The sequence below is a fragment of the Pseudoalteromonas sp. Ld19 genome (assembly GCF_045064135.1).
GTDB lineage: Bacteria > Pseudomonadota > Gammaproteobacteria > Enterobacterales > Alteromonadaceae > Pseudoalteromonas > Pseudoalteromonas aliena.
Window position 1 is genome coordinate 210431 of record NZ_JBISHA010000019.1, and the last position, 22053, is coordinate 232483.

The 22053-nt window shown below is 40.8% G+C and carries 17 protein-coding genes; 9 read left to right on the plus strand and 8 right to left on the minus strand.

Translation table 11 applies throughout. The features are described 5' to 3' along the window. Window positions 1-92 precede the first annotated feature (92 nt). The 3 genes from ACJJVZ_RS10730 to ACJJVZ_RS10740 all read left to right on the plus strand — a co-directional run bounded on the left by ACJJVZ_RS10730 (window position 93) and on the right by ACJJVZ_RS10740 (window position 2990). Entirely contained in the window at window positions 93-842 is a 750-nt protein-coding gene (locus ACJJVZ_RS10730; protein ID WP_405600322.1) for an electron transfer flavoprotein subunit beta/FixA family protein, read from the plus strand. After that, on the plus strand, window positions 843-1769 hold the full coding sequence (locus ACJJVZ_RS10735) for an electron transfer flavoprotein subunit alpha/FixB family protein (RefSeq protein WP_405600324.1): 927 nt from the start codon (window positions 843-845) through the stop codon (window positions 1767-1769). Window positions 1770-1910: 141 nt separating this feature from the next. Beyond that, the gene (locus tag ACJJVZ_RS10740; RefSeq protein ID WP_405600326.1) at window positions 1911-2990 is read left to right on the plus strand and encodes an acyltransferase family protein; all 1080 of its coding nucleotides are present in this window, start codon (window positions 1911-1913) and stop codon (window positions 2988-2990) included. A gap of 272 nt (window positions 2991-3262) precedes the next feature. Here ACJJVZ_RS10740 and asnS read toward each other — a convergent pair whose 3' ends face one another. Then, complete coding sequence (asnS, locus tag ACJJVZ_RS10745; RefSeq protein WP_077537843.1) at window positions 3263-4660, minus strand: asparagine--tRNA ligase; 1398 nt, start codon at window positions 4658-4660, stop codon at window positions 3263-3265. Window positions 4661-4956: 296 nt separating this feature from the next. Between asnS and ACJJVZ_RS10750 the strand changes: the two genes are divergently transcribed. Both ACJJVZ_RS10750 and ACJJVZ_RS10755 read left to right on the plus strand, forming a co-directional pair. Beyond that, window positions 4957-5391 (plus strand): ATP-binding protein, encoded by a 435-nt coding sequence (locus ACJJVZ_RS10750; RefSeq protein ID WP_405600328.1) that lies wholly within the window; start codon window positions 4957-4959, stop codon window positions 5389-5391. 973 nt (window positions 5392-6364) lie between these two features. Continuing rightward, the gene (locus ACJJVZ_RS10755; RefSeq protein ID WP_405600330.1) at window positions 6365-9139 is read left to right on the plus strand and encodes a collagenase; all 2775 of its coding nucleotides are present in this window, start codon (window positions 6365-6367) and stop codon (window positions 9137-9139) included. A gap of 108 nt (window positions 9140-9247) precedes the next feature. Here the strand turns inward: ACJJVZ_RS10755 and ACJJVZ_RS10760 are convergent, their stop codons facing one another. From ACJJVZ_RS10760 to ACJJVZ_RS10785, 6 genes are all read right to left on the minus strand, one after another. Beyond that, complete coding sequence (locus tag ACJJVZ_RS10760; protein ID WP_405600332.1) at window positions 9248-10264, minus strand: ABC transporter ATP-binding protein; 1017 nt, start codon at window positions 10262-10264, stop codon at window positions 9248-9250. A gap of 14 nt (window positions 10265-10278) precedes the next feature. After that, the gene (locus tag ACJJVZ_RS10765; RefSeq protein ID WP_193155321.1) at window positions 10279-11778 is read right to left on the minus strand and encodes an iron ABC transporter permease; all 1500 of its coding nucleotides are present in this window, start codon (window positions 11776-11778) and stop codon (window positions 10279-10281) included. Next, on the minus strand, window positions 11778-12818 hold the full coding sequence (locus ACJJVZ_RS10770) for an extracellular solute-binding protein (RefSeq protein WP_405600335.1): 1041 nt from the start codon (window positions 12816-12818) through the stop codon (window positions 11778-11780). Before ACJJVZ_RS10770 ends, ACJJVZ_RS10765 begins: the two co-directional genes overlap by 1 nt. Beyond that, entirely contained in the window at window positions 12819-13631 is an 813-nt protein-coding gene (locus tag ACJJVZ_RS10775; protein WP_405600337.1) for a hypothetical protein, read from the minus strand. 602 nt (window positions 13632-14233) lie between these two features. Further along, on the minus strand, window positions 14234-15451 hold the full coding sequence (locus ACJJVZ_RS10780; protein WP_405600339.1) for a M24 family metallopeptidase: 1218 nt from the start codon (window positions 15449-15451) through the stop codon (window positions 14234-14236). A 64-nt stretch (window positions 15452-15515) separates the two neighbouring features. Beyond that, the gene (locus ACJJVZ_RS10785; RefSeq protein WP_273049668.1) at window positions 15516-16763 is read right to left on the minus strand and encodes an FAD-binding oxidoreductase; all 1248 of its coding nucleotides are present in this window, start codon (window positions 16761-16763) and stop codon (window positions 15516-15518) included. A 243-nt stretch (window positions 16764-17006) separates the two neighbouring features. On the opposite strand from ACJJVZ_RS10785, the gene ACJJVZ_RS10790 reads away from it, so the two are divergent. The 4 genes from ACJJVZ_RS10790 to ACJJVZ_RS10805 all read left to right on the plus strand — a co-directional run bounded on the left by ACJJVZ_RS10790 (window position 17007) and on the right by ACJJVZ_RS10805 (window position 20556). Next, window positions 17007-17231 carry a hypothetical protein gene (locus tag ACJJVZ_RS10790; RefSeq protein WP_405600341.1) on the plus strand — a complete coding sequence of 75 codons (225 nt, stop codon included), beginning with the start codon at window positions 17007-17009 and terminating at the stop codon, window positions 17229-17231. 3 nt (window positions 17232-17234) lie between these two features. Beyond that, the gene (locus ACJJVZ_RS10795) at window positions 17235-18236 is read left to right on the plus strand and encodes a 4-hydroxyproline epimerase (RefSeq protein WP_405600343.1); all 1002 of its coding nucleotides are present in this window, start codon (window positions 17235-17237) and stop codon (window positions 18234-18236) included. A gap of 13 nt (window positions 18237-18249) precedes the next feature. Then, complete coding sequence (locus ACJJVZ_RS10800) at window positions 18250-19746, plus strand: aldehyde dehydrogenase (NADP(+)) (protein WP_405600345.1); 1497 nt, start codon at window positions 18250-18252, stop codon at window positions 19744-19746. Between the two features lie 129 nt (window positions 19747-19875). Continuing rightward, on the plus strand, window positions 19876-20556 hold the full coding sequence (locus ACJJVZ_RS10805) for a GntR family transcriptional regulator (RefSeq protein ID WP_405600347.1): 681 nt from the start codon (window positions 19876-19878) through the stop codon (window positions 20554-20556). Between the two features lie 350 nt (window positions 20557-20906). Here ACJJVZ_RS10805 and ACJJVZ_RS10810 read toward each other — a convergent pair whose 3' ends face one another. After that, window positions 20907-21875 (minus strand): dihydrodipicolinate synthase family protein, encoded by a 969-nt coding sequence (locus tag ACJJVZ_RS10810; RefSeq protein WP_405600349.1) that lies wholly within the window; start codon window positions 21873-21875, stop codon window positions 20907-20909. Between the last annotated feature and the right edge of the window lie 178 nt (window positions 21876-22053).

The following is a 22053-nucleotide window of genomic DNA, read 5'->3' on the forward strand; positions in this document are numbered from 1 at the left end:
ACGTTTACGTCAACAGTAAGTAGTCTAATTTCATGAAATAAATAGGTTGACGTGCACGTTACCTTGTAGGTTTAAATAATTATGGAGTTCCTATGAAAGTTCTCGTACCAATAAAAAGAGTGATTGATTACAACGTAAAAGCACGCGTTAAAAGTGATAACAGTGACGTTGATTTAACCAACGTTAAAATGGCAATGAACCCGTTTTGTGAGATTGCTATAGAAGAAGCAATACGTTTAAAAGAAGAAGGAACCGCGACTGAAGTCATTGCTGTCACTATTGGTCCAAAAGCGTCGCAAGAGCAATTGCGTACCGCACTAGCACTGGGCGCAGATAAAGCCATTCACATCGAAACCGATGAAAAGCTCGAGTCACTTCATATTGCAAAGCTTCTGGCTAAAGTTGTAGCGCAAGAGTCACCAGAACTTGTCATTTTAGGTAAGCAGTCAATTGACTCAGATAATAATCAAACAGGTCAAATGCTCGCTGCGCTTACTGATCGTGGGCAGGGGACATTTGCATCAAAAGTGGTTATTAACGATGGCAAAGTAAACGTGACCCGTGAAGTTGATGGCGGCCTGCAGACAGTAGCACTGAGTTTACCTGCGGTTGTGACAACAGATTTACGATTAAACGAGCCTCGTTACGCATCACTGCCAAATATTATGAAGGCCAAGCGTAAGCCGCTTGAAGTAATAGCAGCTGATTCATTAGGTGTTGATTTAACACCACGCATTCAATTAATGCGTGTAGAAGAGCCAGCTAAACGCACCGCAGGAATTATTGTTGAAGACGTTGCACAGCTTGTAGAAAAATTAAAAACAGAGGCAAAGGTGATTTAAATGAAAACACTCGTAATTGCAGAGCACGACAACGGTGCCTTAAAACCAGAAACCTCAAAAACAATTAACGCTGCAGTAAAAATGGGTTTTCCTGTTGATGTACTTATTGCAGGTAACAGCCTAAGCGCAATGAGCGCACAAGTTGCCAGCATTGATGGCGTAGCTAATGTTTTAGTTGCCGATAATAGCGTTTATAAACATCAGTCAGCTGAGAGCATGGCTGATTTAGTTTTATCGCTTAGTGGCAACTACAGCCACATAGTTGCAAGTGCAACGACAACAGGCAAAAACTTTATGCCACGTGTTGCTGCGCTATTAGATGTTGCACAAATTTCTGAAATTATCGCAGTAGTGGACGCCGATACATTTAAACGTCCAATTTATGCTGGTAATGCAATCGCCACGGTTAAATCACTCGATAGTAAAAAAGTAATTACCGTACGCGCAAGTAGCTTTGATTTACAAGGTGAGCAATCTGTTGTTGCTGTGACTAATATTGATACAGTTTCTGATTCGCAATTAAGTCGCTTTGTAAGTGTTGAACAAACTGAATCAGAACGTCCAGAGCTAACTGCCGCGACAGTAGTTATATCGGGTGGTCGTGGTATGCAAAATGGCGAAAACTTCGCGTTGCTTAATGGCATTGCTGATAAGCTAGGCGCTGCAATTGGCGCATCGCGCGCTGCAGTTGACGCAGGCTTTGTACCTAATGACATGCAAGTAGGGCAAACGGGTAAAATTGTCGCGCCTAACTTGTATATAGCTGTTGGTATTAGTGGTGCAATTCAACATTTAGCGGGCATGAAAGACTCAAAAGTAATCGTAGCTATCAATAAAGACCCCGATGCACCTATTTTTCAAGTCGCTGATTACGGTTTAGTCGCTGACTTATTTGGTGTGTTACCAGAGCTTGAACAAGCGCTCTAAGGTGTAGTTATTTTATTTATATAAAAATAGCGTATTCTGATTTAAAGCCGTCGTTTCATTTTTGATTCGACGGCTTTTTTTTCATATCATAGTGACAGCGCTGTCATTTTAAGAATATAAAATATAAGTAGGAGCCATACAATGGCAAGGTATAAAGCACTTGATGCTATGCGAGGGTTAACGGTAGCGTTAATGATACTGGTAAACACGCCTGGTTCGTGGTCTCATATTTACGCCCCCTTGTTACACGCAGACTGGCATGGGTGTACGCCAACGGATATCATTTTTCCATTTTTTATGTTTATGATTGGCTCTGCAATGTTTTTTTCATTCAATAAATCTGACCATTTAGGTAATTCAAAGCAGGTTTTACGGATTATAAAGCGCGGCGTAATTATTTTTGCTATAGGTTTGGTCTTAAATTATTACCCATTTATAAGCAATATCGAAAACCTAAGAATACTCGGTGTATTACAGCGTATTGGCATAGCCTACATTTTAGCGTCTGTGTGTGTGCTCGTGCTAAATAGGAATGGGATATTAACGCTATCGCTTATTGTGTTAGTACTTTATTGGCTATTGCTATTAAGCGTAGGTGCAGAAAAAGCATACACGCTAGAGTATAACGTCGTTAGGTTGGTGGATATTACCGTACTGGGTGAGTCGCATTTATGGCAAGGCAAAGGGTTTGCTTTTGATCCAGAAGGGTTGTTGAGCACCATCCCAAGTATCGTAAGTGTATTACTAGGTTTTGAGACCACTCGCTTATTAGCTAATACTCAAAACAAATGGACAAGTATAAAACGCCTCGTTTTAATTGGCGCAACAGGGATTATCATCGCACAGCTAGGCGATATTATTATGCCAATTAATAAATCATTATGGACAAGCACCTATGTTATTTACACATCAGCGATTGCCTATATTACATTAGCTTTTTTTGTCTGGCTTTGCGACATAGTAAAACCACTCGCTATTGTTGAGTCGTTGATTGTTTATGGCTCAAATCCGCTATTTATCTATGTGCTCTCTGGAGTGTGGGTAATGAGCTATGCGTTGGTAAGCATAGGGCAGTTAACACTAGGTGATTGGTTATATCAACATTTAGCGTTAATATTTACCGCTAAATTAGCATCATTGATTTACGCGCTGTTACATGTTGTGGGCTTTTGGCTGATAGCAAAGGTGCTTCATAAACGGCGTATATTTATAAAAATCTAAATAACCTGAACTCTGGATAATAAATCTATCTCGAGCAGCTATTTTCAGCGCTAACTGCGTTGAATTTACTTGCAATAGGCCCGCTATTGACGCGTAAATTCGTCTTGTTTTCACTGAAAATCTCTGGCTAAAGAAAATAAATTTAAATATCAGCATAATTCAATGCGTTAGTAAATCTCTTAACCAGAGTTCAGGTTAAATACTTTATTATGAACAATAAAAAAAAACCAACTCGTAAGTTGGTTTTTTATTTAACATTACTAAATAAGGACTTAGTAAGTTGCACTGCCTTTAGTACGCGGGAAGGCAATAACGTCACGCACGTTGCCCATACCTGTTACATAAGCAACTAAGCGTTCAAAGCCTAAACCAAAGCCTGAATGCGGCACGCTACCGTATTTACGTAAATCGCGGTACCAGCTGTAATCTTCTTTGTTTAAGCCCATTTCTTCTAAGCGTGCATCAAGTACATCTAGGCGTTCTTCACGTTGTGAACCACCAATGATCTCACCAATGCCCGGTGCTACTACGTCCATTGCAGCAACGGTTTTTCCGTCTTCGTTTTGGCGCATGTAAAATGCTTTAATATCGCGCGGGTAGTTTTTAATAACTACCGGTGCTTTAAAGTGCTCTTCTGCAAGGTATCGTTCATGCTCAGACTGTAAATCTACACCCCATTCAACAGCGTACTCAAACTTTTTACCACAGTTTTTAAGGATTTCTACAGCGTCGGTGTAATCAACTTGTGCAAAATCTTTATCTACAAATTCTTCTAAACGCGTAATTGCGGTTTTTTCTACACGTTGTGCAAAAAATTCCATGTCATCACGGCGCTCTTCAAGTACGGCTTTAAACACATATTTAAGCATGTTTTCAGCAAGTTTTGCGATGTCTTCTAAATCAGCAAACGCAACTTCAGGCTCGACCATCCAAAATTCTGCAAGGTGGCGAGATGTATTTGAGTTCTCAGCACGGAATGTTGGGCCAAAGGTGTAAATTTTTGACATTGCAGACGCGTACGTTTCACCGTTTAACTGGCCAGATACAGTAAGAAATGCTTCTTTACCGAAGAAATCTTCGCTGTAATCAACATCGCCTTTGTCTGTAAGCGGTAAGTTTTGCATATCAAGCGTTGATACACGGAACATCTCACCCGCGCCTTCACAGTCACTGGCCGTAATGATTGGCGTGCTGATCCAGTAAAAGCCTTGCTCATGGTAAAAACGGTGAATAGCTTGCGCTAAACAGTTACGTACACGCGTTACCGCGCCAATCATATTTGTACGAGGGCGAAGGTGAGCGTGCTCACGTAAGTACTCAATGCTGTGGCGCTTTGCCGACATTGGGTATGAATCTGGGTTTTCTACCCAACCTAACACAGTCACAGTGTTAGCTTGAATTTCGTAAGATTGACCTTGGCCAGCAGATTGTACTAAAACACCAGTAACCGACACAGAACAACCGGCTGTTAAGCTAGTAACTTCATCATAATTATTCAGTGAATTAGGAACTACCGCTTGAATAGGATCAAAACACGAACCGTCATGAACGGCTAAAAATGAAATTCCTGCTTTTGAATCGCGGCGAGTACGGATCCAGCCTTTAATTGTTACTTGGCTGTCTACCGCAACATTGCCTTTTAATAGCTCTGAAATCGCTAAATGGCTCATCTTCACTCCAATGATATAAGTTGCCTAACTATTTTTATTTAACTGTGCGCAGCACATTGGCATAAATTGCCCATAAACGGTGCTGCACTTGAACCCTGTATCTTACCTAGTAAAGTTAAATAAAAAAACTATTGTGGGCAACTCTTTAAAATTTTTTATGCATGCGCTTTATTTTTAAGCAGTTTTAAGCAGTTTATTAACACTATTGTTATTTGTTACTCTTAAATTTAGTGATTTTGTGGCATTATTGACGGACAAATAAAATTTATGTTTTTTACACTTAAAAAATCGATGCTATGAAACAAGTTTTTATATTACGAGGGCTACCAGGAAGCGGTAAGTCTTATTATGCGCAGAATCTTGCCGACGAATTAGGGGGCGCTGACGAAAGCCAGTACCTAATATGCTCAACAGATGATTATTTTATTAATGAACAGGGTGAGTATCATTTTGATAAATTTAAATTACCGCAATTTCATAATCTAAATTTAGCGCGTTTTATAAGCGCACTTGCTCAGGGTACACCTTTGGTAATTGTAGATAATACCAATATTAAAAAGTGGGAATTTGTAGCGTATTCGCAAGCCGCTATTGCTCTAGGTTATCAAGTAAAAGAAGTGATTGTCGGTGAAGTGAAAGACAAATCTATGCAGCACTTATACGCCAAACGCAACTCTCATCACATCCCACTAAAAATGATTAGCAAAATGGCGTATATGTTTGAGTGGTAAGGGATTATTATCCTTAAATTAATTAGATAAACGATTTGCTATATGAAGTGCGAACTCATCATCACATCGTTGATGCGGCTATAAATAATAACTGCCAAAATTGTTTGCTACTCTAAGGCCTGTTGACCTTTGTGGATTAAATTTGTTCAATCTAGGGGCGATTTAATCGCGGCGTGAGGTTTGTAATCGAGTGGGCTCGGTAACTGCTCCTGCGTTACTCTAATGGCTTACATCCCTGTAAGAATAAGTAAAAACCGTGCAACAAAGAGTAAATTGCCCCTAGGCAGAACCCTTCGGGCAGCGCATGTTTGGCATTTATGCTGCGTTATCGCCTATTTATGGGGAGCAACCACACATCACAGGCTCTGCTTTGCATACATACCAAGCACACTGCTGAAGATTCAACCACCAAAGGTCAACACGTCCTAGGACTATATGCAATAACGATACGCCTCATAAAAAACCGTCTTTCATTTAAACGACCTGTTATACCAATCCGCAATAATACTGACTCAATTTAGAGATTAAATCAGACGCTAACTGCGTTAAGCTTACTTGTAATACGCCCACTATTGGTACGTAAATTTGTCTTATTTTCGCAAAAAAAATCTCTGGCTAGAGAAAAATAAATTTAAATATCATCATGGTTTTTGGTAAATCCCTTTAAAAGGATTCAGTTTGGGTACAGCTCCGTTTTGTTCTAATATTTGCAGCTTTTGAATTTACATTAAATTAACATTTAGGGTTTGTATGTTAATACTTGTTATGGGTGGAATTTATACCACTCAATATTTTATTGTTTTTTGCAATAAAAAAATCTAAAAAGCTTGTTTATTCTCAATTACATAAAACAAAAACATTAATTTTTATTAATGCAATATAAATTATATTGTATACAATGATAATTAAGTGTTATAAATTTGATGCTCGGCAACCCATTCTGGATTGAGACACAAATTATCTAAGGTACATTATGAAACTTAATATATTGATTATTGCGTTACCAATACTAGGCTCAAGCTCTCTTGCGCTTGCAAACACAACACATGAACGCTTATTTACACCACAAGCAGCGGTTGTTGAGCGTGTTCATCACCATGGTGTAGAGGATAACCATAACGAAAGAGCGCCAATTGCCCGTGTAAAAGTACAACCCCAACAGCTAAACAATGTAATGCTGAGCTCTCAAGCGATTATGGCAACCTGTGATTTAAATGCGTTGGCGTCTGCGAATTCTTCAAATATTAGCAATGAAATTAAAACTCAGGGTAGCGCGTGTATAAACGAGTTATTTAGCGCGTCGAGCTCCATACAAAGTCAGGTGTTCACTTCTGACAAAATGTTTGCGGTAGCCAATCAAGCAAAATCGCTTTCTCAAACTTATCCCGGTGGTGGTGATACCGATTTACAGGCACTATTTTTGTATTTGCGTACCGGCTTTTATGCAGAATTTTACAACGATAATATTAGTTTTAGTTCGTGGGTTACACCCGCAGTAGTCGATGCAATTGACGCATTTGTAAATAATAGCCATTTTTATGACGACAATGATGGGCACGGCAAAACGCTCAATGAAGTGATTATTACAATGGATAGTGCAGAGCAACAGCACCGCTACTTACCTGTTGTTAAGGAGTGGCTTACGCGCTTTAACGAAAGCTATGCGGCAAAATGGAATATGCGAGGAGCCATTAATGGCATTTTTACATTGCTTTATAGAGGCCAATGGAATGACGCTTATGTAGCTGCGGTTGCAACGGATGTTGATTTGGTTGTAAAGCTTAATGCATTTACACAAAAGCAGTGGATGATAGACTCCGATGCTGAATTTTTAATCGTAAATGCCGCAAGTGAGCTCGCACGGTTAAAAAAATATTCTGAGACCGCTATTCAAAGTGAGGTAGATAAAGGCGTTAAAGCTATTTTTAGCACTTATAATAGCTTTGGCTTTGGTGATGCTGTTTGGCTTGCCGCAGCTGATTCAGTGAGTTATTACGCCGAATGTAGTCTTTATAATATTTGTGGTTTTGCAGAGCAATTAACGCAACAGGTATTAGCTCAGAGTTACAGTTGTAGCAGTACGATTAAAATCAGATCGCAAAATATGACTGCAATCCAACATGCATCGGCATGTGATGCAATGGGTGCTGAAGAGGGCTATTTCCACAATAAACTAAGTACCAATTTGACTCCTGTTGCTGATGATAACAATAGTTTTTTACAAGTTAATATTTTTGATAGTAACGACGATTATAGTAAATATGCAAAAGCTATTTTTGGCATCGACACTAATAACGGAGGAATGTACTTAGAAGGCGACCCTTCAGTGGTAGGAAATCAAGCTAATTTTATTGCCTATGAAGCAAGTTACGCCAATGCAGAACATTATGTGTGGAATTTAGAGCATGAATATGTGCATTATTTAGATGGTCGCTTTGACTTGTATGGTAATTTTAACTCGCCAACAGAAGAAATAGTGTGGTGGTCTGAAGGTGTCGCAGAATATATTGCTAATCAAGATGACAACGAAGCGGCTAAAAATACAATCAGTGATGGATCTCGTTATACCTTAGCGCAAATCTTTGTAACCAATTATGATGGATTTGATCAAGACCGTATATACCGTTGGGGCTATTTAGCGGTTCGTTTTATGTTTGAACGCCATGGTGACGATGTTGACAGTATGCTTACAGACACCCGCAGTGGTAACTGGAGTACTTACAAAGCTAAAACGGTTCAATGGGCTAATCGCTATGAAAGTGAATTTGTGCAGTGGTGTGATGATTTGGTGGCAGGTACAACAACAAATGCACCGCCTACAGCAAAAATAAACGGTCCTTACTCTGGTGTTATAAACGCAGCAATTAACTTTTCAAGCAATGGAAGTACTGACAGCGATGGCGAGATTGCGAGTTATCAATGGCGTTTTGGTGATGGCGGGAGTAGTAATGAAGCAAATCCAGCTCATACATACACAAACGCAGGTCAGTACACTGTCTCATTAACAGTACTTGATGATAAAGGGCTAGGGCAAACAGTCACATCTACAGTAATGGTTGAAAATGATAATAGCTCTGGGGATGAGGAGCTTGTAAATGGACAGAGCCGTATTATTGCAGGTGATCAAAATGAACAACTATATTTCACTCTCAATGTACCTCAAGGAGCTACTGATCTCACATTTAATTTAATCGGGGGCACAGGTGATGCCGATTTATATGTGAGCTATGAAACAATCCCGACAACAAGCAGTTATGACTGTCGTCCGTATGTTGGTGGCAACACAGAACAATGCGTAATAAACCCAGCACAAGTGGGTACTTATAAAATAATGGTCAATGGTTATAATTCATTTGATAACGTTCAGCTGACTGCATCGTACAATGCTGGTAGCAGCAATGTCCCCGATGCTTGCTCTACTCAAGGTAGTCGCAGCAGTGGTCGTTTAGAAGATGGCGAGGTTATTTGTTTAGGTAACAGTGGTCCGCTATGGTTCAGTATTGCTGATGTAAAAAGCCAAAACGGCGTTGCGATCACGACTTCAAATGGCAGCGGTGACATTAGTTTAAGCTACGCAAGTAGTGGTTGGCCTAATACAAATAATGAATCTGCTCAATCAAATAATGCTGGTAATGATGAGTGTATTTATATTTCAAGTCAGGATGAATACTGGGGCTACTTAAAAATTGCAGGTAACAGCACTGGTGCAAGCTTAGTTGTTGATTTTAACAGCCAAGGTTGTCGATAAGGCGTTTTAAATACTTAACTTAACTAACCTAAACTCTGGTTAAGATATTTACTAATAAATAACCAAAAAGCCCATGGAAATGGGCTTTTTTTATTGCTAGTGATTGTTTTACTGCATACGTTTATACACTGCAAGCGGATGTGATGTACTTAGTGATACATGAACCTGGTCGCCTGGATTAACAACAACCTCATGACTAACACGGCTAGTTACAATGGTAGAGCAGGCCAATTTCACAGCGCATAAGCGGCTACCCCCTTCAAAACGTACCCAAATTACTTCACCATTATTGCCCAGACAGCTTTGTACAAGCAGTACATCGTCAGGGCGAAGCAGTACGTCAACATCGCCACTCTCACAATCAACGCCATGAGCAGGTACATTACCAATCGAAGTAGTGGCTTGATGTTGGTTAAATTGGCCGCTAATAAAGCTCGCCTCACCTAAAAAGCGTGCGACAAAGCGATTCTTTGGCATGCTAAAACAGCGCTCAGGTGCATCGATTTGCTGAATTTCTCCGCCTTTTAGAATACCTACGCGATCGCCAACCGACAGCGCCTCTTCTTGGTCGTGTGTTACCCAAATTGCAGGTACGCCAGCGGCTTTAAGTGCGTTTCTGATATCCCAACGAAGCATGTCTTTAAGGGCTGCATCTAAGTTAGAAAGTGGCTCGTCAAGTAATACGAAGTCAGGCTCGTGGGCAAGGGTGCGCGCAAGTGCGACGCGCTGCTTTTGTCCGCCAGAAAGCGTTGCTGGTTTTTTATTTCTAAAGTCATCAAGCCCAAGTAGGTTTATCCAATGATCGGCAGGGGCTGTATTCTTTAATCTAAAACAAATATTTTGCTGCACAGATAAGTGCGGAAATAACGCAAAGTCTTGAAATACCATACCAACACTGCGTTTTTCAGGAGGTATTGTTAATTTGGGTGTCGCACGCCATTTATCCGTGTTTATTTCGCCTTCGCTAATGGGTATAAGACCAGCAAGGGCTTGTAAAATTGTACTTTTACCACAACCTGTAGGGCCTACAAGCATAAGAATTTCGTTTTCACCTAGCGATAGATTTAAATCGCTTACTACACGATTACTGCCATAATCTATAGACAACTGACTTACAGATAGCATTGTTTTTTAAATCCTTAATGTTCAAACTGGTTGCGTTTTTCACCAGACATCATAATAGCTAAGCCGCAGGCAGATATCACTACTAACAATAATCCAGGAATAGCGGCACGGCCAAAATAGCCCGCCTCGTATACACGCCATAAATAAGTTGAGAGGGTTTCAAAGCCGGTTGGACCAAGTAGTAGGGTAGCTTCTAACTCACGCATTGATTCTAAAAATACCAGTGCAGCACCGGCAATAATACCGCGCATAGTTAAAGGCAGTGTTATGCGAGTAAACGCTTCGCGTGGGCTCGCGCCAAGTACGCGAGCTGATTTTACTAAGCTTGGATCTAAGTGCTCGGTACTTGTTCTGATTGAGCCTACTGCAAGCGGTAAAAATCGCAGCATATAAGCAATAATAAGCAGGCCAAGTGTTTGATACAAAAACGGCAATTGCAAACCACCGTAAACAAGGGCTGTGCCCATTACTATACCCGGGATACCAAAACCAAAGTAAGTGACACGTTCCATTATGCGACCCGCTTTGCCGCTAAGTGCGGCATGCGCTACTGGAATGGCCACTATCACAGCGACAATTGCGGCAATGAGCGAGGCATACGTTGAGTTCCACGCAATGCTAAAATCAAACGAGCTAAAACCATCTCGTGCTAGCCAAAGTGAAAATATAGCCAAAGGTAGGCCAATAGCGAGTAGTAAAATAGGGGCAAACGTAACAAACAGCGCACTTAATTGTAATTTACTTGGAAATAAAATTAACGGGCGACCTTGGCGTTCAGGCGCGGTTTTTATTTGTGATTCAACTAAAAGTAAAAAGCCAACAATCACCATCAGTTGCAGTGAAAGCATGGCAGCACGCCCTAAAGCAAACGCATTGTATTCAACATAAATGACACGGGTAAAGGTATCTAAGCGCATCATGGCAGGTGTGCCAAAGTCAGATAACGTATAAAGCGCGACTAATAATGAGCCTGCTGCAATGCCGTTGACTACGCGCGGTAATATGACTTTAAATACGCTTTGTGTCATCGACATGCCCAGCGTTCGGGCTGCGTTAACCATGCTTGCATCCAGGCTAAGTAGGGACGAGCGAGTCGTCATCATCACAAACGGAAAGGTATACAGGGTCATCACAATGGCGGCACCTGTAAGGCCGTACATTGATGGCGTTTCTATCCCTGTTAAGGTATTGATTTCGCCTCCAGGACCAAAGGCGGCATAAAGAGTAAATGCGCCAATATAACTGGGAATTGCCAGCGGCGCTGCAAATATAACAAGCCACAACTTTTTCAACGGTAAATGCACATAGGCACTAACAAATGCTAGCGGCACACCAATTAAAATAGATCCGAGTACCGTTAAACCCATTAACGATAATGTGTTACCTAATATTTGAAGGTTATGGCTGTCAAACACTGAACTTGTATCGCTCGCAAGCGTAATTAATACATAAACAGGGGTAAGCGTAATAAGCGCTGCTAACAGCGCCATTGGATAAGAGGTTGGTATTTTCATTACAATACGCCGCTGCTACGCATCAAATCAATAGTAGGGCGTAAATCAGCAAGTTGTGTTAAATCTACTTTGGGTGGAGAAATATTAGCAAGAGACGGTAAACCCTCAGGTTGGGTAATACCATTTACTAACGGAATTTCGTACGCTTCACTGGCTAAGTAACCTTGTACTTCTTTACTTAGTAAGTAACGCATAAAGTTAGTAGCAAGCGGATCGTCGTTAAGCGCTAATACACCCGATGCGTTAACTAAACAGCCAGCATCATTTTGCGTAAATGCTAAATCTAGCTTGGCATCAGGCTTACCTGATTTTAAACGCAGTGTGTAATAGTGATTAGCAAAACCAATATCTACTTCGCCGCGTTCAACGCCCATAACCACACCTAATTCACCAGCGTACGTTTTAGCACGTTTTTGAATCTTTTTAAGCCACTTAGCGGTTTTGTCGTTGCCTTCTAAAATTCGCATTGCGGTTACAAACGACTGGAAAGAAGCGTAGGCGGGCGCCCAACCAATACTTAAATCGCTGTCGGCAATGTCCATAATGCTTGTTGGAATTTGATCTTTAGTTAAACGCGATGTGTTATATGGCAATGTACGAATACGGCCAGTTACTGGTGCCCACTCTTTATATCTAAATTGTGGTTGTAACTGAGCAGATAAATCACTAGGGATAGGTTGTGCAAGGCCAGCATCGGTTACTAAACCAATCGCGCCTGAGTCAACTGCCCAGAATAAATCAGCGCGGCGAACGCCTGCTTTAGATTCAGCAACTATGGTATTAGCTAAAGCAGCAGTAGGACCTCGGCGTATACCGAGTTTAAAGTCAGGATTTTTTTTCTGGATTGCTTGTAATACGTTTTCATACAACCCCCCTTCGCCACGGCCTAAATAAAGGGTTAATTCGCCTTTAAGCTTTGGTAAATCATCAACAGAAACTGGGTTTGCTATATCAGCTGCTAGTGCACGAGAAAGAGGTAGTGGCAATGAGCCAACCACCCCTAACGCGGCTAGGCCTTGAATAAAGGTCCTACGCTTCACTTAAAATACATCCTTACGCGCTTTTTCGGCTTTTTCTATTAAAACCTTCGCACGGTCTAATTTTGTTTGCATGTCAATTATTACATCGCGTACGTCGTCTACGCTTTTGCTGTTTTTAATAGCTTGTGGCAGTGTCACGTTAAAGTCTTTTTCCAGCACTTCAACCAATTTTGCATCTTGTTCAATAAGGGTTCCTTCTACGCCTTCAAACAGGTGCAGGTAAGTATCATGAACAATTTCAGTGGCTTCGTCTTTTAAACGTTCAGCAAACTTAGCGACTACACGGTCTAACTTGTGCTTGATTTCGTCAATGGTGGCACTTTGTGTCATTTGAGTTGTAGCGGTTGCTTTTACAGTGTCTAGCAAGCCTTTTTGCTGGAATTTTGCAGCAAGCTTAACAGCCCCAAGACCTTGCCACAAGGCTATGTTCATCGCTTTTTGCTGTTTACGAACGTCGTCAGCTGATTGCTTATTATCAATGGCCATTTTTACGCCATAAAGACCCTGCCAAATAGAAGCGTATACTGGTACAAAGTTGGTTTCTATTGCACTGTGAAACTTAACAGACTCCCAATATTCAATTAAATCATCTGTTTTTACCGATTTTGCGCCTTTAGTATCGTAGTCGCTTACCATGGTATCAACTTTGCCTACCATCCATTCTACTTCTTCTGCGTAACTTTTAAGATTAGCTTGAAGATGATTAACATGCTCCCCAATAGGGCCGTTAGCGAGTACTGGTTGAGCCATAAATGCAGAGGCGAGTAAAAGGCTTACACCTAACGTTTTGGCTGGTTTAAATAATAAATTCATAGCAAGGAGATCCAAAAAAGGTAATTGTAAATGATAGGTATTATCATATCCGTAACCGTCACTAAAATCAACAGACCTAAATCACACCTTATTAGATTTTTACCTTTGTTTATGCGCATTTAACTATGCTGAGGGAATCATTCTATCTGCTCATAGGATTTATAACTTAACCTGAACTCTGGTTAAGAGATTTACTAACGTATTGAATCATGGTGATATTTAAATTTATTTTCTCTAGCCAGAGATTTTCAGTGAAAACAAGGCGAATTTACGCGTCAATAGCTAGCCTATTGCAAGTAAATTCAACGCAGTTAGCGCTGAAAATAGCTGCTTGAGATAGATTTATTATCCAGAGTTCAGGTTAACTTAGTAAAAGTAAGTATGAGGTAAATATTGAGGTAGTATTATGTAGTAAGTACTGCGCGTAAGATTTACACGCAGTATATAGAGCAAACTTCTTAACCTAAACTTAGGCTGATATATTCACTAACGTATTGAACTATAATAAATTTATTTCTAGTCTAAGACTTTTAGTAAATTAAACGCCGTTAGCACTTGAAAATAGCTGCTTGGGATAGATTTATTATTCACAGTTTAGATTATTAATTCAAACCAAACGGATCATCGATGCTGTGGCTTGGTTGAGTGAACCACTGTGGGCCTTGGCTCGTCATGTAGAAATGATCTTCTAATCGAACACCAAATTCATCCGGCACAACCAGCATTGGCTCATTACTAAAGCACATACCTTCGCCAAGTGGTGTTTTATTACCACCGACCAAATATGGCCATTCATGGATATCTAAACCAATGCCGTGGCCTGTTCGATGAGGGCAGCCTGGCGTTTGATATTCAGGGCCTAAATTTTGTGACGCTAAGTAGCTACGCGCGGCAATATCAACATTTTCGCAAGGCTCTCCTATTTTAGCCGCTTCAAAAGCCGCAATTTGGGCCGCTTTTTCATACTCCCAAAATGTGCGTTGTCGTGGCGTTGCTTCACCAAAAACGTATGTACGGGTAATATCTGAAATATAGTCATGTACTTTGCAACCGGTATCGATGAGTACCATGTCGCCTTTTTTGAGGTGTTGAGGATCTTTTACGCCATGTGGAAAAGAGGTTGCTACACCAAATAAAACAATGCAAAAGTAGTTACCAGGTGCGCCTACCTTTTGATGAGCTTGTTTTATAAAGTCTTCAACTTCAACAGTGCTAATACCTTCATAAAGTATGCTCGCTGTTGCTTGGTGAACGGCTAATGTCATATCCATAGCGCGTTGCATGAGTGCCAGTTCATTGGCCGATTTGTGCATACGACAATGAGCCGTTACGGGTTGTGCATTAATTAAATTTAGTCCTGTTTGTGCTTTATTAATACCATCAAAAATAAAAAATTGTGCGCTTTCATCAATGCCAATAGTACCGCTTTGGTCTATACCCATTTCACAGAGCATATTTACAAATAAACTGTATGGGCTTTCATGTTCTTGCCAGCCACGGATCGGCCCTTCAATCACTTTAAAGCCGTTTAATGAACCAATCTCAAAATAAGGAGCTATATATTGTACCTCGCCTTTCGCAGGTAGAATTGCACCCACCATACGTTCACTAGCATACCAACGCATCCCCGTAAAATAAGTTAGGTTTGTGCCAGCATTGAGGTAAATGGCATCAATATTATTGGCCTGCATGTAATGCTGAGCTTTTTTAATGCGTTCTAGGTGCTCTTGTGGTTGAATAGGGGTTAAATCGCCAGTCATATTACTTAAACTGGCAAGTGCTTGTTCTTTGGTTTGGATACCAATACCTTTGGTTGTCATAATACTCTCCTCGTTAGTATGGTTATTGTGCTTGTGGTATCTGTGAACTGCAAGCTGCTTGAGTTTAAAATCGACTAATACAATAAGGTTTTAAATCAATTTTTGTGGGTCGTTTTAAACATAAACTAGTGATTAGTTCAGAGGTAATAGCACCTTGTGTTAAACCTAGATGTTGATGGCCAAAAGCAAAAAATAGATTAGGGTGATAAGGTGCTTCACCTATTACTGGCAATGAATCCGGCAGTGATGGTCGACAGCCCATCCAAATGCTGCTCGGTTGTAACGGAGGTGCTGCATTTTTGAGCATTGCTTTGGCATTTGGTAACAATGCAAGTGCACGTTTGTTATTCATTTCGCGTTCTGTACCAGCAAACTCGACGGTGCCAGCTATGCGAAGGCCTTGACTCATGGGAGTCATGATAAAACTACGCTCCGCTGAAGCAACGGGCCTTGTTAAGCCATAATTGCTTGCCAGCATGCAGTGATATCCTCGCTCAGTATCAAGTGGGACTTTATAACCAAACGGCACAATTAGAGGCTTACTCCATGCACCTGCTGCGATAACGACTTTATCAGCAGTAAATGTTTGCTCATTATTACCAAGGGTAAATATTTTCCCAGTTTGCTTTACACTGGTTATTTTTTGTTGACAAAAATTGCCACCTAAAGCACTAAATTGCGCAGCTAAATTTAAACAAAATAGATGCGGATCTACACTATGGGCTACATCCTTAAACAATAACGCATACGTTATTGTTTCTGATAAATTGGGCTCTAATACTTTTACTTCTTCAGCACTTAGTAATTCAACAGCGATACCCTGATCCAGAAAGCTATTATAAATCGTATTAATTTGGTTAAGTGGTGTTACTTCAAATGTTAGTAAACTGCCTTTTTTAGTTAGCAAGTGTCCTAAGTTGAACTCATTTAGTAAGTTGTCGTATGCGATAATTGCACTCTCATTTAATGCTTTAAGTGCTAACGTGTTGGTTTTATATATTTTATTTCTCATATTTTTAGTGAATAACCAAAACCATGGCAGAGCTTGAATTAGATAACGCCAATCTATTCTTAATGGACCTAATGGATTAAATAACATACCCGGTAACTTTTTTAATAATGATGAGTGCGCGAGTGGAAAAACTTGCTCGGTAGCAAAGTGCCCAGCATTACCTTTTGAGCACCCCTGTGCTAACCCTTTGTCGTCATATAAAGTGACCGCAAAGCCAGCTCGCTGTAAGTTAAGTGCGCAGCAAATGCCAATAATCCCAGCACCAACCACAGCTATTTGTTGTTTTTTTTGAGCTGCCAAAATGTGTAACCTCACTTATACAATGTGCATTAAAACCTATAGGCTATTTTGTTTTAACTATTACTTAATAGTGTGAAATCTTAAAGTCACTTTAATACTTTATTTTCAGTGTCTTATGATTGCTAATTAGGCTCATTGTAGAACCATACGAAGAGTAAATTAATAAAATGCTAAAATAGAATGTTGATTATTGTATACAATATACATACTATATCAAGTCTAAACATCAATCAGGTGGTTAAAATGACAGTAAATTGGCAAACAGTCTTTGTTACAGCAAAGACTCAGTTCAATACAGGTTACTCGATTAATTTTACAGCAGTAGCAAAAACGATCGATGAACTTATTAATGAGTGTGCTCAGGGTACTATTGGATTGGGAACATCATGCAAGAAAGTAGCTGCCACTGCGTTTTATAACAAAGCGATGGCAAGCTGGGTTGACTTAATTAAATTAAAATTGGGCTAAGTTATGCGCAAAGGGACCTTTTTTTGTATTGACGGTCACACCTGTGGCAATCCAGTTAGGCTTATAACCAGTGGTCATCCACAATTGAGCGGTCTGACGATGAGTGATAAGCGCCAAGACTTTTTAAAAAATCACGATTGGATACGTCAATCTTTGATGTTTGAGCCTCGTGGCCACGATATGATGTCAGGAGGGTTTTTATATCCGCCAACCACAGAAGATGGCGATGCCGCTATTTTATTTGTGGAAACATCAGGGTGCTTACCCATGTGTGGGCACGGCACAATAGGCATTGTCACGTTTGCTTTAGAGCATGGTTTACTTCATGCAAAAGTGCCGGGGACTCTGTTATTGGACACGCCAGCAGGGCGTGTTCAAATCAATTATGAAATGATTGATGGCAAAGTTCAGTGGGTAAAAATTTATAATGTTCCCGCTTACTTAGCACATCAGTCAATTGTCATTGAAGTGGATGAATTGGGTGAGCTTAATGTGGATATTGCCTATGGAGGTAACTTCTACATTATTGTTGAACCACAAGACAATTTTAAAGGCATTGAACATTTAACTGCTGGGCAAATTTTAAAGTATAGCCCACTGGTGCGTGATGCAATAAACGCGAAAATAAAGTGTACGCACCCGCTTGATCCAACGGTTCAAGGTGCAAGTCATGTTTTATGGACCGGCACACCAAAAAATGCCAATTCAAACGCAGCAAATGCTGTTTTTTATGGTGATAAAGCCATTGATCGGTCGCCATGTGGAACAGGTACAAGTGCCCGTATGGCACAACTATTTGCCAAGGGGCAATTGGCTCAAGGGCAAAGTTTCACTCATGAAAGCTATATCGGTAGCCAATTTATTGGTTGTATTGAAAAAGTAACCGAAATTGCAGGCATAACAGCCATTTTACCAAGTATTCAAGGTTGGTCTAAGGTGACGGGCACAAGCGCGATCACAGTGGATGACGATGACCCATATGCATTTGGGTTTCAAGTAATTTAATCAGGAGCAAAGCATGACATTAACAGGACAAAGTTTAGTAGCAGGGCAATGGATCGGTGATTCAGCGAATGGTGAATTTAATGGATTTTCTCCAGCACGTAATGAACCACTGCCAACGCGCTTTTTTAACCTCAGTACCGAAGAATTAGATGGTGCGATAGAAGCTGCGCAATCGGCATTTTATCAGTATCGTAAAACCAGTTTTACACAACGTGCTGATTTTTTATCGTGCATTGCAGAGCAAATATTAGCACTTGGTGATGAGTTACTTGAGCAAACCCAGCAAGAGACCAACCTACCACTTGCACGTTTGCAAGGTGAGCGTATGCGCACTGTAAATCAACTTAATGCTTTTGCCGATGCATTACGCAAAAACCCTGCATCAGCACTGGGTTTAAAAATAGTGGATGAGGCAGATGCAACAAGAGCACCGCTACCAAAACCACATACAGAACTTAACTATTTACCGCTTGGACCAGTCGCTGTATTTGGTGCTTCTAATTTCCCATACGCTTTTTCAACACTCGGTGGCGATACGGCAGCAGCCCTTGCTGCGGGCTGCCCTGTGATTGTAAAAAATCACACGGCGCATCCAGGTACTGGCGAGTTGATGGCACGTGCGGCGCTTGCTGCTATTAAAAAGTGTGCGATGCCTTTAGGGGTATTTGCGATGGTGCAAAGTAAAGACTACGATATGTCGCATCAGCTAGTTGCTGCACCTGTAATAAAAGCAGTGGGGTTTACCGGATCATTTAATGTTGCCAACAAACTACTAGAAACGATTACGAAGCGTGAAGAGCCAATTCCATTTTATGGTGAATTAGGCAGTATTAACCCACAAGTTATTTTACCCAATAAGGCCATTGAGCACAGCAAAGAAATGGCACAGTCGCTTTGCCAGTCAATGCTGATGGGTAACGGGCAGTTTTGTACCAGCCCAGGGCTTTGGTTAGTGCCAACAGGATGTGATGAACTTGAAGCGCATATTACTGCGTTTATTAATGATGCACCATCAGACACCTTACTCACTCCAGGAATTGTAAAAACGTTTAAACACCAAGTAGAAGAGCGCAGCCAACTTGCACAGGTAAGTGTGCTAGGTAAGGGTAAACTTGAGCACGCATTTCATGCCGATGCGCATGTATTTGCTTGTAATGCAGATGATTTTTTAACAACCCCTGCTTTGAATGAAGAAGTATTCGGTCCCGCAGCATTAATTGTGCGCTACGACAGTGAACACCAGCTGATGACGTTAATAAATCAACTTCAAGGGCAGCTAACTGCCAGTATTCATGGTACTGAAGCTGATTTAAATAAAGCGGATAGTCTTATCGAAGCGCTACAATATAAAGTGGGCCGTTTGATAAAAAACCAAATGCCAACAGGCGTTGAAGTATGTGCTTCAATGAATCACGGTGGGCCATTCCCAAGCTCAACTGATGTACGAAGTACTTCTGTCGGAACAAATGCAATGTTGCGATTTATGAGACCCATTTGTTATCAGTCGTAAAAAATAGATAGGGATGAAAATTTCTTTTGTCCCTATTTATGTTATCTTATAAGGCTTTAATGGCATTGTACCTTGGTTTATTAGCCTAGGTGCGTATAATGTATGCTAAATGCAATTTATAGGAACATCATGACTATTGAGCACAAAACCCGAACTCAGCTCGTTGCAGAAGCTATTCGCGCAAAGATCCTCTCCGGAGAAATTAAAGGAGGAGAGCCACTTCGTCAAGCGGCATTGGCTACGGAGCTAAATGTCAGCCGAATTCCTGTTCGAGAGGCATTATTACAGCTTGAGGCAGAAGGTTTGGTTAACTTTGAGGCGCACAAAGGGGCGACAGCAACAGAACTTTCAGCATCACAAATTGATGAAATTTTTGATATAAGGGCGTTACTTGAAGCTGAGCTACTAAGCCATTCAATAGGCGGTTTAACAGAACAAGATTTAATTGATGCGGAGCTCATTTTAACCGAGCTTGAAAGCGCCATGGATGCGGGGGACACCCATCTCGTAACGGGGGATTTAAATAGCCGCTTTCATGGTAAATTGTATTCACGCGCACAACGCCCACAAACCCTTGAACTTGTTGACATGTATAGTAAAAATTCAGAACGTTATGTACGTATGCATATTTTACTAGCGGGTGGCTTAACAACTGCGCCCGAAGAGCACCGCATATTGTTAGCTCACTGTCGTTCAAAAGATACTAAAAAAGCCTGTGATTTTTTGAAAAAACATATTTTGGGCGCAAAAAACGATATTAAAAAGTTACTACTCAAGTTAGAAGACGAAAAAAGTAGTCCTTCCACATAATAAATCTCGATGATACTTAGGGCGTGTTGATCTTTGTGGGTTGAAATTTGTTCAATCTAGGGGCGATTTAATCGCGGCGTGAGGTTTGTAACCTAGTGGGCTCGGTAACTGCTCCTGCGTTACTCTAATGGCTTACATCCCTGTAAGAATAAGTAAAAACCGAGCAATAAAGAGTTAATTGCCCCTAGGTAGAACCCTTCGGGCAGCGCATGTTTGGCATTTATGCTGTGTTATCGCCTATTTATGGGGAGTAACCACATCACATAGGCTCTGCCTTGCTTAAATACCAAACACACTGCTGCAAAATCAATCACGAAAGGTCAACACGCCTAGCATTATCGAATTAAAAATCAGTCTATTAAATCTAGGATCTCAAGTCTTTCTTTTGCTTTAATATATCGTGTACGGACGTCATCAATTTGCTGTTGAGTCAATTTCTTGCCTAAGGTGCGAAGCCCACCGTCAGCGTCATTATGATGGACTCCAAAAGCAAACTTGAGGTATTCCAAAAGTAACGGTTGTGCATCGAGATAAGATATGGAATTCATCGCCTGAGAAATTTTATTTGCTTCAGCCCACTCTCCATTATTCACATACTCTTGCATAGTTATACTCGCTTTAGGGAATACACAGCCCACACCTGTAATTCCGCCACAAGCTCCAGCAAGTCCCGCATGTACAGTTACGGTGTCAACACCCGCTAAGACTTTTAAATTTTTGTTATCTAGCATCATTGTTTCAATAACTGATACGTCTATTGTTGATATTTTAAGCGCTGTAACTTCAGGAAGAGCTGCAAGCTTTGTCAGGAGAGCCGTTGAGAGCGCATGGTAGCCGGCTGCGTCAGGATTGTTGTAAGGCATTATTGTTATGCCGGCCTCTTTTGCAGCGGCTGCAGCAAGCGCAAAGTACGCATACATTTCATTATCGCAAGGCGCTTCCTTCGTTTTTGGTGGCATCACCATAACGGTATCTACACCAACAGTCGCAAGCTCTGTAACTATTTTGTAAAGCTCTTCTTTCGTTTTTGCAGCTGCACCGCTGATCAATGGAACTTTGTATTCTTGAGCAACACTAGAAAGGGCTTTTAGTAAAGACAGGCGTTGCTCAGTACTGAGATAACTGTTTTCACCCAAAGTACCAGAGCCGACAAGCCCGCCCATTCTGGTTCCACCTTTTCCTTGAGCTTTTAAAATATTCGCAGCGTATTTTTTTGTTGTATCAAGGTCAATTTCAAGGGCTCCAGATTCAGATTCCTTCAGCCATGTAAATACCGCCGGCATAACCGTATTTCGCCAATCTTTACTGTTTTTTTTCATTATACTTCCTCTTATAAATACATATTGTATACATTATACAAAGTGATTGTATCAGTTAAAATACTTTCGGCAAGGGTAAAAATAAAGTTAACATGTTAAAGCGCACAGTGGAAAAAGTCTGAGGCAGTAGCCTAAAAATTAGTATGCTTTATAGATAGGTCATATAGCATTATGATCA